Below are 15,409 nucleotides of genomic sequence, written 5' to 3' on the forward strand. Positions count from 1 at the left end.
GCTTAATGGTGCGACTAGTACTTTCACTGCCAGTTACATAAAAAACATCCCCGAAATTCGGGGAATTTTAGGAAATTTTAATCGTTGAGAAGCGTTCATACACTCTATTTTCCGGGTTTCATTTTTAGAAGCAATAGTAAGGTTATCCAACCTCTAATTGATTTAAAAAATCGAATAGTTAACACCGCTTCATACATGAATTATGTCACAGATGGTATAGGATCGTCAATGTGATTCAATTGTTTTTTCACACGAGCTTATCCGTCGATAGCACCTTTTATTTTGCAATACAAAATGCATACCCATGGAATGGCTTTTAATGGGTATGCATTCATTTCTTTGTATATATATTCATTCTGTGCTATAATACATTGACTTTAATATAGGAGGTAATGAATGAATACAGATTCTATTCAAATACTGATAGCTATGATACTTTATATCGTGGCAATACTCGGTATCGGCGTGTATTTTTTGAAAATTGCCAATGAAAACAGTGATAACTATTTTATTGGCGGACGGTCTTTAGGGCCCTGGGTTGCAGCAATGAGTGCGGAAGCATCCGACATGAGCGGCTGGCTCTTAATGGGATTGCCCGGAGTGGCTTATTGGTGTGGTTTAAGCGATGCGTTCTGGACGGCCCTGGGGCTCGCTTTGGGAACTTATTTAAACTGGCTGATTGTGGCAAAACGACTCCGGAATTATTCTTCCATCGCCGGAGATGCCATCACTATTCCGGAATATTTCAGCAATCGTTTTAAAGAAAATAAAAAAGTGATTATGCTGATTGCTTCCCTGTTTATTCTGGTTTTCTTTACAGTTTATGCGGCCAGTTGTTTTGTTACCGTGGGAAAACTGTTTAATGCATTATTCGGTGTTCAATACCAGGTTGTCATGATCGCAGGAGCATGTTTTGTTATTTTATATACCTTATTAGGTGGCTTCCTGGCTGAAAGTGTTTCTGATTTTCTGCAGGGCATCATTATGATCATTGCTTTGACCCTTGTTCTCTTTCTTGGCGTATCCGCTGCCGGCGGAGTTGGTGCTGTGGTGGATAATGTTCAAAATATTCCTGGTTTCTTCAGTTTCTTCGGTATTGCCAACCCAACGGTAGTGGACGGCGTTCAGCAGCTCAATGCCTCCGGGGCACCTTTATTCGGCGAAGCCTTGCCGTACACATTTTTAACCATCATATCCACCATGTCCTGGGGACTTGGTTATTTTGGTGTTCCTCAGGTGTTGCTGCGATTTATTGCAATCCGGGATGCTGCGGAAATTCCTAAAGCCAGACGGATTGCCACAACCTGGTGTGTTATTTCACTTTTCTCTGCAGTCATCATTGGTCTGATCGGACGGGTGTTATTCCCGGCTGAACTGCTGACACCAAGTGGTGCGGAAAGTATTTTCATTGTCATGTCAACCAATCTGCTGCCACCACTTCTGGCCGGATTTGTTATGGCGGGCATACTGGCAGCAACCATGAGTTCTTCGGATTCATACCTTTTGATTGCGGCATCAGCTTTCTCTAAAAATATATATGAAGGAATCCTAAAAAAGGATGCAACCGATAAAGAAATCATGCGGGTTTCTCATATCACCCTGATTGGCGTTTCCATTATTGGAATTATTCTGGCCCTGGATGAAACTAGCGTTATTTTTAGTATTGTATCCTTTGCCTGGGCCGGTTTCGGTGCAACCTTCGGACCACTGATGCTCTTCTCGCTTTTCTGGAAACGCACAACCCGTGAAGGTGCCATTGCAGGCATGATTTCCGGTGGAGCCATGGTGTTTATCTGGAGACTTTTAATTAAGCCCTTAGGCGGAGTCTTTGGCATTTACGAATTGCTTCCAGCTTTTTTAGTATCCTGCGCATTTATAATCGTGGTATCCCTGATGACAAAAGAACCGTCATTGGAAATCCAGGATGAATTTGAACGTGCGAAAAGTGCTTCTATTTAGAAATAACCTATTATCAAAAAAGCTTCTTCGATAAACGAAGAAGCTTTAGAACGGTGATAAAGCAGAAAAGTTAGTCCGGTGGACAATCGTAACATCAGTTGTCTACATCATGGCGAACAGGTATAACCTGTTCGATCATGCTGCAGACAACGATTTACCATTGTCCACAGGACGATTTGTCGGCAAAATTAAGCTTCTTCGATAAACGAAGAAGCTTTTTTGATGCTGATTATTTTTTAAATTCAATTACACCTATTGTTTTTATTATTTCAAACAGGAGTTACAAGGATCGAAGGTATGTGGCCAGATGTCACTGCAAATCTTAAAATTTTACTAATGAATTTTGACAATACTGTTCTATGCTTTAGCTCCCCGTTTGCTCGCTGCAAAGCTAAATCCGATAAGTGTAAAAATCATGATCCCAGCCACAAGAGCGTCCATAGCGGTGGTATCAACGCCCGTTTTAGGATTTGAAGAACTATAATGAGGCTGCTTGAAATCCTTGGTTACAAGGGGTTCAAGATACAAGCTGGAAGCATTAAGATCCACATCCCCATAACTCGGATTAATATAAATACCACCTTCGGCCACAAGGGCATTGGCAGAAGCGCCAGAGGTATAAAGATCTAGAATCCCGTTGTTGATGGTAATCGTATTATATGAATATAAAGCTTCAGCGAAGCCAGTATCTGTGATTGAATCGACAGTCGTATTTCCACCGTTAAACACAAGCTTATCATAGGCCCCGATGCCGCGGCTGTAACTGGTAGGAGAATTGGTGAAAATATCAATATTTCCGCCGTTAACGATCAGATCTCCAAAGGCAAAAAGACCGAACGCGCCGCCTATATCGCTATTGTAAGCAGCAATATCAATGGTGCCGCCATTTATGGTGAGATTTCCGGGTGTGATGATATCATCATTGTAACCGGTTAAAATTCCCACGGCTGAGCTGGAATTTTCAAACCCGGCGGCTACGATGCCATAGGATCCACTGTCAATGACCAGATTGCCAATAACATTAATCCCTCCACCCATTAAATTTTCGGTGGCCAGTCCTTCAGCAATCAGAGTTCCGGTACCGCTTGAATTCATATTACCGTATACGTTAACTGCGAAACCACTATCCGTTCTTAGAATATTGGTGCCAAGGAGCAGCAGCTTGAACGTATCCGCCGGTGATAGGACAAACATATTTTCCCCAACAAAATTATTCAGGGTCAATTGATTGGCTGCTGCATCATAAGAGTAGTCTGCCCCAGTATTAGCGGCAATGACATCAATCATCACATCATTCTGCATTAAGTATAAATAAGAGGCCATCTGTGTCACAATGGATTCGTCTGGAACAGCTGCGGTATTAATTTCGGTTGTTGCCGGTTGTTCGGGAACAACCGCTGTATCTGAGCTTGATTCAGCGGGAACAACAATTTCATCGGTTACCAGCGGTTCTTCAACGATGACTGGATCATCTGTAACAATTGCATCTTCAGCTGCCGCTTCTTTTGTTACTAAAACAATTTTAATAGCGTTATCTTCTGTTGCAGCGAATTCTTCATTGTCGGCGGCAAGGGCAGACACCGGAACGAGCATGGACAACATGATCAGTACCATCAGCAGGGACATGAATTTTGACATTTTTTTCATTGTATTTCTCCATTTCTAAATGTTTGTTAGTTAGATAATAATTATTTAGATTCCTTTGATCGGGGCATTCTTCCTCCTTTATAAAGTTGATTACATTGTATGCTTATCTCCAGGGCAGGAATGACTGTCTCCTAATTGATGCATTTGATTATTTTAAAGAAAACAGGTTAAAAGTTAATCCGTATTGAATGGAAATATTGTATCATTATATTGCCACAAATGATAGATTAAAGAATAAAAAATCCACGGTGCCAGTGCATAAATAAAAGTCTGATTTCACTTTAGCGAAATCAGACTTTTATTTTACTTCATAATTTTAGATCACAAGGGAGCCTTCTGCGCTTGATTAAAGTTGTTTCAATAACCGCGTTTGTTTTTTTCTTTCATGATTTTTCTGACGTTTTTTACACCGCCAAAATCCTTAAACATTTCACTGGTTTTTTCGGCTTCAATCTGTCTTGAGTTTAAGCCTTCATAGCGGGCTTCTTTTTTAAGTTTTATATAATTTTCAAATCTTCGCGGATCAAGGCTTCCATCTGCAACGGCACTTCTGACAGCGCAGCCTGGTTCCTTCTTATGAGCACAATCCTTGAATCTGCATTGAGTGGCCAGAGTGTCAATATCTGAAAATGACTGCCTGAGATCAACCGAGTCCACCCCCAGTTCTCTCATACCCGGAGTGTCGATAAGAACGCCTCCTTTGGGCAAGAGAATGAGTTCTCGACGGGTGCTGGCATGCCGTCCTTTATCATCCTGACGAATCTCACGGGTTACCAGGATTTCTTTGCCTGCCAGACAATTGATCAGTGTTGATTTTCCAACACCTGAAGATCCAATAAACGCTGCTGTTGAGTTTTCCCTGATGAATGGCAAGAGCATATCAATGGATGCAGCATCCTGACTGGATGTTGTGACGATATCTGCCCCCAGAGCGATGGATCCAATCTCTGCCTGCTTCTGGGGCACATTTTTACATAGATCCGCTTTTGTCAGAACCACAACCGGAACAGCTCCGCTGTTCCAGGCCACCGAAAGATAGCGTTCAAGCCGGGATAAATTATAATCGTTGTTCAGAGACATGCAAATAAAGACGATATCGATATTCGCCGCTACGATCTGAACCTCATTTTTAAAGCCAACGGCTGTTCGTTCAAATGAACTTTTTCGAGTGAGGACATGATGAATGATGCCGTTGCCATTTTCATTATTGCTGCGATCCAGCATAACAAAATCGCCAACTGCCGGAAATTCCTCAAGATGGTTTGCTTCATGGCGAAATTTTCCGGATAGCGTTGCAAAAAACTCACCCTGATCGGTCACCACTTTATATAGATCCCGAGACTGGGATATAATCCGACCTGGTATAAATGCTGAATAACGGCTTGCTTCTGTTTTAAAATTCTGGGTAAAACCATATGCTTCTAATTTCTTCACTGAATGTTCCTCCTGTTTGGAAAAATCCGATGGAGGCATTATGCAAGGGTCTTTATTTTACACAAACCTCCGTGTAAAACACACTATCCGCTTTTTTAAATGTTTTCTTCATAAAAAAACAACTCCTTTCATAGTAGATTTAATCATAGTATACTATAAGTATCGATAAATTTCACCCTATAACAGCAATTTTCTAAACAGTCCATTAGCAAAACCAGCGAAAAAATTGAATGCGAGGAACTTCATCGCTTGATTAATTCGAATTTCTTGAGCATATCAACGAGAAAAATGGATTCACTGTTTAAAATTAAGGTAAAAAATGCTAAAATTTATCTATCGATTAAACAGGTACAAAAATAAAAGATTTTTTATAAAGAGGTAAATCATGAAAAAAGTTGTGTTTCTTGTTGATATGAATGCTTTCTTTATATCCTGTGAAATGACACGAAACAGTTCACTTGTGGAGATTCCTGCCGCTGTTGCCGGTGATCCCAACAAGCGCACAGGGATTATTCTGGCGGCAAACTATAATGCCAGGTCCCATGGGGTTAAGACTGCTATGGTGGTTCATGAGGCATTGAAACGATGCCCTAAAATGATGCTGATCCCGCCGGATCACTCTTTCTATAAGCAGAAATCAAAAGAAGTCATGGACCTGCTGTCAAACTATTCTCCAATTGTCGAGCAGAATAGTATTGATGAGGCATGGCTTGATATGACTGGCAGTGAAGGGATTTTTGGCAGCCCAGTGAATGCTGCCAAACGCATCATGAACGATATCAAAAATAATCTGGGGCTTTGGTGCTCTATCGGTATTGCCGAAAATAAATTTCTTTCAAAAATGGCATCAGATATGAAAAAACCTCTAGGGATCACCGAACTTTGGAAGGTGGATATTCCCCAAAAGCTTTGGCCCCTTCCAGTGAGATCAATGTATGGAATTGGTCTTAAAACAACAGAAAAACTGGGTTACCTAGGAATTGAAACCATTGGAGATCTTGGAAATTATGACGCTGGATTTTTAATTAAAACTTTCGGTAAAAGCGGAAATAGCATGTATCTTCATGCAAATGGGATCGACAATTCCCCACTACTCCCTCACTTGGTTAATGATATGAAGTCAATCGGACGGGAAAAAACATTGGCGAAAAATATATCAGATATTGAGAAAGCAAAAAATATTCTCATAGAGCTTGCCGATGATATTGGTATGACTGCACGAAATCATGGAAAAAAAGGACGTACAGTACAGATCACCCTGAAATATTCTGACTTTCGGGTGGCTACACGTCAGAAAACCCTTCCCCCAACCAGCACCACTAAAGAAATTTACCAGGTGAGTTGCAGTTTGCTTGAAGAACATTGGAATAGTAACTATTTGGTCAGATTAATTGGATTAAGTCTTTCGGGATTTGATGAAGAAGCCTCTTTGCAGCAGCTGTCATTTTTTGATCAAATCGAAGCAACTGTCAAGAACGATAAAAATCAGCGCATTGACCAGGCCATGGACAAAATAAGAAAAAAGCATGGTACGGATATAATAACCCTTGCCGCATTGGTTAAGAAAGAAATCCTTTAAGCTGTTACAGGTTGTTTCCAAACCAATACGCTGCACATTTCTTATAGGTCTATAGGACGGCGATCTAGAAAAAAGTATAGTTTTGTGGACAACTGATGTTACCATTGTCCACAGGACGGTTTACCGGCAAAGTTAAGCTTTTTCGAAAAACGAAGAAGCTTTTTTTATGCTGATTATCTTTTTTCAATTTCAGTAACGCATTTGGTTTTAATCGTTTCAACCAGGGATTGCAAGGCGTCGATTACATGTGGCCTGATGTCACCGCCGATGAGAACGTACATGATATCATCCCCAAGTTCCAGATGACCTTCATTTAGCCAAACCCTGACATGAAATATGCCGTCCATCTGATGAGTTTTGGCGATGGCCGCATCAACCATTTCTGCATCGTAAAAAAATTCCATGCCTGTCACTAAGGAACCGTCATCTAATCCCTGGCGAACCATGGCTTTGGGGGTTTGACGCACAGTTCCATTATGGACTAAATACATGCCTTCCTGTAAAGCTTCTGGATCATTTTTTGCTTCTTTTAGCCATTCATCAACAGATGGGGGCATTTTTTTCGTTTTTTCATTCATCAGCAATTTACACACTCCTCATTTATTTAAAGTTTTTTCAAGTCTAGGATTCAATCGTTATTGTTTTAAATTCTTATTCTCTTGTTCAATTTTTAACATCGCACTTTTTTCGCGGCTTTCATCAGCATAATCCGCATAGGCTTCCAGATAATCTTTATAATCAATGCTGCAATCTCTAACATCAAACATATTGCAATAGCCTTCGAGGGCTTTCCAATCCCGGTTGTATGCATGAAAACTCAAAGCATTATGTGTATATGATCCGAGTTCTTTAACGCCGGCTTCTCTGGCAATGTATCTTGACAGTTCGATCAAAGCGAAAATGTTCATGGCAACCGCCTTAACCCCATCATTGCTTCTAAATACTACATCTGTATTTAATTTACCATCTTTAATAGTGTAATGAATGAGTTGGAGGCAAGGTGGATGATTCAATCGTGCTGCTTTCTGATTTGCAACATGTAATGTAGCCTGTCTGGTCGTTGGATCTTCTTTAAGTTTGTCAATAACAAAATCAATGTTTTTCGAGAACAGATCATGATAAGTATAACCATACATATCTTTTTCAAAATCTTTTGTTCCTTCAACAATTTCTAAAACATAGTCCACCAGGGTTTCCAGTCCTGTGGGCATGGCCATTGTGATTTTCAGGTCCTGGACACTGTCAATGTCCATAACCAGGTGAATTTCTTTTAAATGATCTTCCCGATCCTGATTTTTTCCCATAACTACATCCGCTTTATTCAAAGCTTTCATAGCCTCTTCAATTCCTCTATGTAATTGTGCTTCATGAATATAAGTAACCATAATTTGTACGTAGCATTAGCGTGTGTAATATAAATTGCAACCTGCTAAAACTAGCTCCTTTTTTTGTATTTTCTCCAAATTGAACGATGATTTTGCTGTTGATTTATGTCGTAAATGGTGGTAATAATGTACATCCAATCATACTTGTTTGATATCTTTTAATAATAACTGATAAATTCTTTAATTGCAAGACGGGTGCTCATTTGTTATAAATTAATTGCAAAAAAAAGTGGAATGTCTCAAAATTCTGAATAAGAAGGCGTAAACAAATCTATTTTATTTTTTATGGGACAAATCTCTCTAACAATGACTTGATTTTTATTGCAAATATCGTTATGATTAACAAAAAAGAGAAAGAGGTGCAAGAATGATCTCAGATAAATTGCTTGAAAAAATTCGTAAGCTTTGTCATGAGTTGGATGAATTGTCCCAGGAAAATTTTGACAAAGGCATGAAACTTCACGCAGCTTCAAAGGCCGAAACCAGTCCAGTTGAAGTGCCACATGTTATAAGTCAGAAAGAAAATGAAAGACTTTTAAAGAATAAAGCCTATATCCATGCGGCTCAGATCATTGGCGAAACTCTGGCCCTGCTGGAAGAGCTTGACAATGTGGAATGGATCTATAATGATAAAATTCGAAAACTATATTATAACAGACCTGATCGATCTAAAATTGCTGATGATGAAACGGTTTATTCCCTCGAACCACCTTTTACCCGATCAAAGTTTTTAAATTAAATACGGAATGACATAGAAAAACAGCCTCTATTTAGTCGTTATTTTTTAGTTGTTAATGCAACGGCTGTTCGTTTGATTACTGAACTTTATTAGCTGTGGTTTTAAGCTTTATCCTCTTGTTTACTCCCGGCAATAGCCAGTGCGACCAGAGATAGAATCATGGCACCAACCACTAAAGCATCCTTTACCCGAGTATTTACACCTGTTTTCGGATTGGAAGAACCATAATAAGGTTGTTTGACATCTCTGGAGACAATTGCTTTTTCTTCAACTACCGGGACACTTATAGCTGATATTTCCGGTTGTTCGGTCAGAGCGATTATTTCAGGGGCTGGAACAACCGGGGCTATGGGGTCAACGCCTTGTTCGGGTACAGCTTTTGTCTCAGGTACGGGAGCGGCTGGAACATTAATTTCATCGGTTGTAGTTTGTTCGAGAACCGCGGTTGGATCAGTGGTCAAGTCGGATATTGCTGGTTCGGAAGCAACTGCATCCTCGGCTGCGGTTTCTGTTGTTACCAAAACCAGGGTTATTTCATTATCACCAGGTTTTGCAGTTTCTTCACTGTCAGCCCCCAGAGCAGACACTGGAAGGAGCATGAACAGCATGGCCACTACCATCAACATGGACACAAATTTGGACATTCTTTTCATTTCACTTCTCCATTTCTAAGATTTTATTTTTGATTCATAATTCATAGGTATGGTAATTTATCGACAAACTGAAATGAGCTAATAGGGTTATACCCTATTAGCTCATTTTTAATCGTTGGCGCAATATTTTGCTGTCTGATTATTCTTATACGGAAAATGTCTATTTCGTATAGAATATTTTAAAATACCATAAATAGGGTAAACACAATCATATATGTGGTTGGCTACCCGATATAGCCGGGAGAACTAAAATGATTTTGAAACTAAATGTAGTTGAAATAAGAACCCTTCTTTTTGAAGTTAATGCGGATAATTATCAGGCCGCTTATTCCCTGTTAAAAGAGGGGCTTGCGGAAATAGTTGAGCCTTCTGAAGCCGACAATATTGATATTAAGTGCATTGATGATTCTGGTATTGTACAGCTTATTTCGCTTCATGATGACGATCGTGTTTCAGAGATGCCCATACAACCGGAGAACATTGCCGTTTGCGAGATAGCAGCTGAAGCGAATACCCCAAAGCTCTCTGTTAAATTCTACGATTGGCGCTGTATTCTGTTTTTAGAAGAGCAAGTTCAAGGTGTTTCGGGAAAAATTTGGGACATTACTTATGAGCCCTACATCGAACTGTTAAAAAGGTGGGACATGACCGAAAATGATGTTTTGGATCAAGTAAGAAACAATGTGAATTCATTTAGCGCAAAGATTGGCGGATGTAATCAGCGCATTAGTTCAGCAATGATTAATGCAGTGGCTGAAATGATTTTTAGAGTGATTAAACGAACCACCGAGACAGGCGGTATTGCCACCGACCTGTCCTCGATATTCTTTGACGATCGTTGTGTTTTGTTTATGCACGACAAGTATGTGAATATCGGATTAAAAGATATTTGCTATGAGACCTATATCGACTTGCTTGAAGATCAAGACCTCAGTGACAGTGATATTTTGGGATACATCAAGAACGATATAGATGATTTTATCACTCAATTTAATCGAGGTGGCTATCCGATTGACTCAGCCAAAGCTAAAAAAGTATCGGATATAATGGAAATCATTAAATTCCAGTTGTTTCCTTAAGGTGAGCGCTTATTCTAAAAACTGCTGTCAGGTTGCTTTAAAAATTCAAGTTCCTCTGAGGTGGATTGGCGGTTCAGTGTTTCATTACGATGGGGATAACGTCCGAATTTATCAATAATTGCTTTATGTTTTAGTTCGAATTCCAGGGTTAACGCATCACCCAATGCTTCAAAAAGAGGCAGTCCCTGTTCGTGGATAGATGAAGATTCAGAGTGCATGAAAGGCATTAAGATGAATTTTTTCCGGCTTTCCGGTAGGGTAGAAAATTTCGGGTCCTTCACAGCTTCCTGAGCCAACACCAGGGCTATACCATCTTGAGCAAAAGAGGCGGCATTGTCACGATTCAGATTTCTTGAAAATTGGTCCAAAACAATAATTTCTGCTAATCTTCCCTGGATGGTGTCTCGCCAATTCGCCAGAAGGCCCTGCCTGCCGGCAAGCCAAACATCGTAAAAATATTCTTTTATCTGCTGATCAAACTGTTCATTTTTTTGGAACCAAAATGGTTCATTATCCGGATTAAACCAAAAATCCAACACCTTTTGACATGGAATAGTTTTCATAACTGACCTTCCTTATTTTCATATTTTTTCGTGAATGATTAAATGCTGCAGATTTCCTGTAACTCTGATAAATAACTGATCGTATAGGTGCTTTTAATCGAGTTTGACTCTGATAAACTTTTGTTTGATGGATTAAACCAACATGTATCAATTCCCATATTGATTCCGCCTAATACATCTGTGTTTAGGGAATCACCAATAATAAGCAGCTTATCTAATTCATTATCGTCAGTTTTATCGATAACATGTTCAAAGAATCGTCGATTCGGTTTTTGAAAACCAATGGACTGGGAATCAAATATTTCGCTGAAAAATGCATACAAACCGGACATTTTTAATCGTTTGATTTGGGTTTTTCTAATCCCATTGGTAACAATGATCATTTTATGGGTTGTCGAAAGTTTTTCACATGTTTCCAATGCGCCATCAATTAAGCGATAGCCGCCAGCAAGATATTCCCGGTATTTATTTTCCCAATCGCGACCATCGATAAGATGATCATACAATTTTAAAGTCTCTGAAAATCGTGAATTCAATACTTGATCCAATGCCAGGTCGCCTTTTTCATAATGTAACCATAAATTTTTGTTAATCATATCATAGGTATTTCTTATCTCGTTTGTAAATGGAACCTTGTATTCCGAAAATAAATTTTCCAGAGCAATCTGTTCATAGGCATTAAAATCAAGTAATGTTCCATCTAAGTCAAACATTAAAGTCGAATATTTCATTTTTCACTCCATTACCCTATTTGGGTATTCTTTCCATCCGGTAAAGGTGATGATTTAAAAAAATCCCTCAAACCTAAGTCCGGGGGAATCTTAATTCGTCGTTTGAATTCAGTTTTTCATTGCTTTGAATGGGTGTGTTTTGCTTTTTAAGAATAACTGGCTGTCCGCTTTCCATGATTCGCGGATTTTGTGTCATGGCTTAAAATATTCAAAGATGATCACATCAAATTTCTTCTTGCAGTACTCAATATCATCGGTGTCCTGAACCGTCCATCCCACCAGCCGGCCGGTTAATAAATGAAACAGGAAGAGCCCCAGTTTTCGCCGGGCATCGCCATGGTAAAAGGCCATGAAATGAGGACGGGTAATAATATTTGTACCAAATGAAATGATTAAGAGCCATTGCCATAATTTGACATCAAATTCCTTAAGGCTTTTACGCCCGACCGAAAGCTGTCCCCGAACCACATCCGGGCGGTTTTTGTAAAACCATCGGACAATCAGAGGCTGAAAGGATTCTACACAGTACAATCCTTCGTAATCATCAAGCATTTCAGCAGTTTTTGAACACAGTTCATTGAGATTTTTTGTATTTTTCAGTTCTACAATCAGGGGAACCTGTCCATCCACCATTTTGAGCACATCTTCAAATAAGGGAATCTTTTCCTCGGTGCTTTCGAGATGGAACTCTTTCAATTCTTCATAGGTACAGTCTGTTATTAATTGATCCACTCCGCACAGCCGGGATAAATTGTCATCGTGAAAGACAATGATCTTTCCATCAGCGGTAAGATTTAAATCCATCTCAATGCCATAACCGGCATTGACTGCTTTTTTAAAGGCTTCCATTGAATTTTCAGGAATTGACTTATCCTTTTCATGAAGTCCCCGGTGGGCATAATAACTCGTCCAAAGCCGATCATCGACTTCCTTTGGCATCTTGCCCGGAAGCAGCAGCAGAATATAAATGATAAATATGGCTATTATAGCCAGAATATAATGTGACATGTCTTCTCAACTCTCCTTTTAATCTCGTTCTGTTCAATATTTTAATTCTCTCAATTTTGAGTTTTTAAGGTCCTTTTTATATTTACCCCAACATTATCTCAATCAATCATTAAAACTTCATTAGTTTTAAAAAATAGGTCGTGTGGCTGATGCGTTGAGCCGAAATCTCCTGATTTCGCTATTTCTGTATCATCTCACCACCGCTTACAACAGGCTAATGTCCATCAGTCGATTTTCTCTTTTACGCTAATTTACTCAATACATGTAAATGGTGAAATCGCATTTAATGGAGATATTGTATCATTTTATAACCACTAAGGAAAGCTTAATAAGGTATAAAAACGATCAAATTTGTTGTTTTTATCTTGGGACAATGTTGCACTGGTTATAATAAGCATAATTTTATAGTACCGTGTAAAATTTTACAAGATAAGGAATGTTAATTATTGAGTCGACTGTTTAAATTCTTCACATTTCTATGTTATATAAACGACCTGGGTTTGAAATTCTCCTAGGTAAACGTGGTATAATAAAACTTCACCTGAGATGAATGCATTTATAAAGCATCCCAGATAGATTTAAGATATATTTTGGAGGTAGCAAATATGTTAAGCGGAAAAACAATTACGTTGGGAATTACCGGGTGCAGTCCGGCAATCAAGTCTCTTGATTTGATTAGAGAATTAAAGCATTTGGGTGCAGCAGTGAATGTTATTATGACACCTAACTCAGTAAACTTTGTCACCCCTTTGCTGGTTCAAAGGGAAGCTGGAACAGCTATTCAAATAGAACAGTTTGAATTACCAAAAGCATTTGATTCAAATCATCAGGCAAATTCAGGCAAATCCGATTTAATGCTGATTGCTCCGGCATCTGCGAATACTTTGGGAAAAGCAGCAAATGGCATTGCTGATAATCTGCTTTCAACGAATATCCTCTCAGCAAAATCTCCGATCATGATTGCGACACATATCAACCCTACAATGTTCAGCAAACCAAGTGTTCAGCGAAATCTTGTCCAGTTAAAAAAGGACGGATTTATTTTTGTTGAAAATTCGGATCCAGTGACCAAATATCCAAGCCTTTTTCCCGGGATAGATGCGGTAATTAAAACGGTAAAGAATGTATTCCTTAACGATTTTAAATTTTAAGCATGATTGTGAGTTTTAGAATTCAAAATGCTGGTTATTTCCCCATTCCATCACTGATGCAACAATGATATGGTTTTCAGGTTAAAAATCATTATTAATTATTGACCTTTTTACTGTTTTTTATATATAATTATATCACGCTACAATTTGTGAGGTCAATAATGTTTCAAAGTGATGATATGGAATTTTTTGTAAAATTTATGAAGGAGGTGTATTGATGACTCAATCACCAAACCAAACCAGCCTGGAAGTTGGAAGTAAACAGAAATATCTGGGACATAAAGGACTTATTGCTTTTATGGCTCTTATGAATATGTTTATTCCTCTTTCCACAGACATGTATTTACCGGCACTGCCAAGTATGAATACATATTTTGGAAGCAGCTCCGCCGTTACAAATTTAACATTAAGTGCATTTTTCTTGTTTTATGCTGTAGGCATCTTGTTTTGGGGTCCCCTCAGTGATAAATATGGCCGCAAACCTATTCTTTTAGTGGGCAGTATTCTATATGCTGCCAGCAGCATCGCCTGTGCAATGTCAGTGAATATTTATTTTCTGATTGCCGCCAGAATTTTTCAGGCAATCGGTTCCGGTGCAATTACATCGGTTTCCATGGCGGTTGTAAAGGACTCCTACAGCGGAAAAAAAAGGGAATCCATTTTAGCTATTTGTCAGTCCATTTCCGGACTTGCGCCCATGGTTGCGCCCATAGTTGGGGCCTTAATTCTAACTTTTTCCGATTGGCGAGGCTCCTTCTGGGCTCTTGCACTCATCAGTATCGTTAACCTGGGTTTTTCCATTTTATTCCAGGAAACTTTAAAGGTTGAGGAACGCTATACCGGAACATTGTTTGGCTCCCTGGGACGGCTGGTGATTGTCAGCAAAAACAAGAGTTTTATTATACCGGCACTTATATTTGCATTAAGTACACTTCCATTTATGGGTTATATTGCAGTTTCATCCTATGTTTATGTGAATTACTTTGGTCTCAGTGCCCAGATTTACAGCTATTTCTTTGCGGCTAATGCACTGTTGTCCATAGCAGGACCGTTTATTTATGTTAAGTTCCTAAGCAATATGAATAAAAAATTATTTGCGTCAATGATTTTAGCCATTGCAACACTAAGCGGTGTTTTAGTGATGACTTTGGGCACCTTGACGCCCCTGTTATTCTGGATTTCGTTCCTGTTCATGTCTTTATCAGGGGCAGTGATGCGTCCCTTCAGTGCTAATCTGCTGCTGGATCAACAGGAAAGTGATATTGGATCAGTCTCATCCGTCATCGGCACGCTATTCACTGTTCTCGGGAGCATTGGCATGGCTCTGGCATCTATTCCATGGGGAAATATTGTTTTCGGTCTTGGTTTAATTATCACTATTTTTTCTCTAATATCCTTGCTGTTATGGAATGTGTTTATGAAATCTAGCATTCCCTGCGTGGGCGTAAAGAATATTACATAAATCCAACCCCTTAATGTCA

The 15,409-nt window shown here is 39.2% G+C and carries 15 protein-coding genes; 6 read left to right on the forward strand and 9 right to left on the reverse strand.

Translation table 11 applies throughout. The annotated features are described in order from the left end of the window. The first annotated feature begins 396 nt into the window (after positions 1-396). The gene (gene putP / locus AKG39_RS04630) at positions 397-1,959 is read left to right on the forward strand and encodes a sodium/proline symporter PutP (RefSeq protein WP_050739200.1); all 1,563 of its coding nucleotides are present in this window, start codon (positions 397-399) and stop codon (positions 1,957-1,959) included. 357 nt (positions 1,960-2,316) lie between these two features. Here putP and AKG39_RS04635 read toward each other — a convergent pair whose 3' ends face one another. Both AKG39_RS04635 and rsgA read right to left on the reverse strand, forming a co-directional pair. Further along, complete coding sequence (locus AKG39_RS04635; protein WP_050739201.1) at positions 2,317-3,606, reverse strand: hypothetical protein; 1,290 nt, start codon at positions 3,604-3,606, stop codon at positions 2,317-2,319. Between the two features lie 357 nt (positions 3,607-3,963). Further along, positions 3,964-5,040, reverse strand: a complete 1,077-nt coding sequence (rsgA, locus tag AKG39_RS04640; protein WP_050739202.1) for a ribosome small subunit-dependent GTPase A — start codon at positions 5,038-5,040, stop codon at positions 3,964-3,966. Between the two features lie 385 nt (positions 5,041-5,425). On the opposite strand from rsgA, the gene dinB reads away from it, so the two are divergent. After that, the gene (gene dinB / locus AKG39_RS04645; RefSeq protein ID WP_050739203.1) at positions 5,426-6,619 is read left to right on the forward strand and encodes a DNA polymerase IV; all 1,194 of its coding nucleotides are present in this window, start codon (positions 5,426-5,428) and stop codon (positions 6,617-6,619) included. A 173-nt stretch (positions 6,620-6,792) separates the two neighbouring features. Here dinB and AKG39_RS04650 read toward each other — a convergent pair whose 3' ends face one another. Together AKG39_RS04650 and AKG39_RS04655 are read right to left on the reverse strand one after the other, a co-directional pair. Beyond that, positions 6,793-7,200, reverse strand: coding sequence for a molybdenum cofactor biosynthesis protein MoaE (locus tag AKG39_RS04650; RefSeq protein ID WP_050739258.1), 408 nt, complete (start codon positions 7,198-7,200; stop codon positions 6,793-6,795). Positions 7,201-7,254: 54 nt separating this feature from the next. Continuing rightward, complete coding sequence (locus AKG39_RS04655) at positions 7,255-8,004, reverse strand: thymidylate synthase (protein WP_083439418.1); 750 nt, start codon at positions 8,002-8,004, stop codon at positions 7,255-7,257. A 367-nt stretch (positions 8,005-8,371) separates the two neighbouring features. Between AKG39_RS04655 and AKG39_RS04660 the strand changes: the two genes are divergently transcribed. Then, positions 8,372-8,743 (forward strand): hypothetical protein, encoded by a 372-nt coding sequence (locus tag AKG39_RS04660; protein WP_050739205.1) that lies wholly within the window; start codon positions 8,372-8,374, stop codon positions 8,741-8,743. Between the two features lie 101 nt (positions 8,744-8,844). Here the strand turns inward: AKG39_RS04660 and AKG39_RS04665 are convergent, their stop codons facing one another. Further along, positions 8,845-9,396, reverse strand: coding sequence for a hypothetical protein (locus AKG39_RS04665; RefSeq protein WP_050739206.1), 552 nt, complete (start codon positions 9,394-9,396; stop codon positions 8,845-8,847). Between the two features lie 251 nt (positions 9,397-9,647). On the opposite strand from AKG39_RS04665, the gene AKG39_RS04670 reads away from it, so the two are divergent. Beyond that, the gene (locus AKG39_RS04670) at positions 9,648-10,475 is read left to right on the forward strand and encodes a hypothetical protein (protein ID WP_050739207.1); all 828 of its coding nucleotides are present in this window, start codon (positions 9,648-9,650) and stop codon (positions 10,473-10,475) included. A gap of 14 nt (positions 10,476-10,489) precedes the next feature. Here AKG39_RS04670 and AKG39_RS04675 read toward each other — a convergent pair whose 3' ends face one another. The 4 genes from AKG39_RS04675 to AKG39_RS04685 form a co-directional block, all read right to left on the reverse strand. Then, complete coding sequence (locus AKG39_RS04675) at positions 10,490-11,038, reverse strand: DUF924 family protein (protein WP_050739208.1); 549 nt, start codon at positions 11,036-11,038, stop codon at positions 10,490-10,492. Positions 11,039-11,076: 38 nt separating this feature from the next. Further along, positions 11,077-11,769, reverse strand: a complete 693-nt coding sequence (locus AKG39_RS04680) for a YjjG family noncanonical pyrimidine nucleotidase (protein ID WP_050739209.1) — start codon at positions 11,767-11,769, stop codon at positions 11,077-11,079. Positions 11,770-11,842: 73 nt separating this feature from the next. Beyond that, positions 11,843-11,965, reverse strand: coding sequence for a hypothetical protein (locus AKG39_RS20645; RefSeq protein WP_278277919.1), 123 nt, complete (start codon positions 11,963-11,965; stop codon positions 11,843-11,845). Beyond that, positions 11,962-12,777, reverse strand: a complete 816-nt coding sequence (locus AKG39_RS04685; protein ID WP_050739210.1) for a glycerophosphodiester phosphodiesterase family protein — start codon at positions 12,775-12,777, stop codon at positions 11,962-11,964. The genes AKG39_RS20645 and AKG39_RS04685 overlap by 4 nt, the downstream gene beginning before the upstream one ends. 605 nt (positions 12,778-13,382) lie before the next feature. Between AKG39_RS04685 and AKG39_RS04690 the strand changes: the two genes are divergently transcribed. Together AKG39_RS04690 and AKG39_RS04695 are read left to right on the forward strand one after the other, a co-directional pair. Continuing rightward, positions 13,383-13,928 (forward strand): flavoprotein, encoded by a 546-nt coding sequence (locus AKG39_RS04690; protein WP_050739211.1) that lies wholly within the window; start codon positions 13,383-13,385, stop codon positions 13,926-13,928. Positions 13,929-14,145: 217 nt separating this feature from the next. Beyond that, complete coding sequence (locus AKG39_RS04695; RefSeq protein ID WP_050739212.1) at positions 14,146-15,390, forward strand: multidrug effflux MFS transporter; 1,245 nt, start codon at positions 14,146-14,148, stop codon at positions 15,388-15,390. Positions 15,391-15,409: the final 19 nt, after the last annotated feature.

The sequence above is a fragment of the Acetobacterium bakii genome, assembly GCF_001263355.1.
Classification (GTDB): domain Bacteria; phylum Bacillota; class Clostridia; order Eubacteriales; family Eubacteriaceae; genus Acetobacterium; species Acetobacterium bakii.

Bases quoted from the DNA above. Each gene is read 5' to 3' on its own strand.
- putP (WP_050739200.1), top strand. From the start codon at position 397: ATGAATACAGATTCTATTCAAATACTGATAGCTATGATACTTTATATC.
- AKG39_RS04635 (WP_050739201.1), bottom strand. From the start codon at position 3,606: ATGAAAAAAATGTCAAAATTCATGTCCCTGCTGATGGTACTGATCATG.
- dinB (WP_050739203.1), top strand. From the start codon at position 5,426: ATGAAAAAAGTTGTGTTTCTTGTTGATATGAATGCTTTCTTTATATCC.
- AKG39_RS04655 (WP_083439418.1), bottom strand. From the start codon at position 8,004: ATGGTTACTTATATTCATGAAGCACAATTACATAGAGGAATTGAAGAG.
- AKG39_RS04660 (WP_050739205.1), top strand. From the start codon at position 8,372: ATGATCTCAGATAAATTGCTTGAAAAAATTCGTAAGCTTTGTCATGAG.
- AKG39_RS04665 (WP_050739206.1), bottom strand. From the start codon at position 9,396: ATGAAAAGAATGTCCAAATTTGTGTCCATGTTGATGGTAGTGGCCATG.
- AKG39_RS04670 (WP_050739207.1), top strand. From the start codon at position 9,648: ATGATTTTGAAACTAAATGTAGTTGAAATAAGAACCCTTCTTTTTGAA.
- AKG39_RS04675 (WP_050739208.1), bottom strand. From the start codon at position 11,038: ATGAAAACTATTCCATGTCAAAAGGTGTTGGATTTTTGGTTTAATCCG.
- AKG39_RS04680 (WP_050739209.1), bottom strand. From the start codon at position 11,769: ATGAAATATTCGACTTTAATGTTTGACTTAGATGGAACATTACTTGAT.
- AKG39_RS20645 (WP_278277919.1), bottom strand. From the start codon at position 11,965: ATGACACAAAATCCGCGAATCATGGAAAGCGGACAGCCAGTTATTCTT.
- AKG39_RS04685 (WP_050739210.1), bottom strand. From the start codon at position 12,777: ATGTCACATTATATTCTGGCTATAATAGCCATATTTATCATTTATATT.
- AKG39_RS04690 (WP_050739211.1), top strand. From the start codon at position 13,383: ATGTTAAGCGGAAAAACAATTACGTTGGGAATTACCGGGTGCAGTCCG.
- AKG39_RS04695 (WP_050739212.1), top strand. From the start codon at position 14,146: ATGACTCAATCACCAAACCAAACCAGCCTGGAAGTTGGAAGTAAACAG.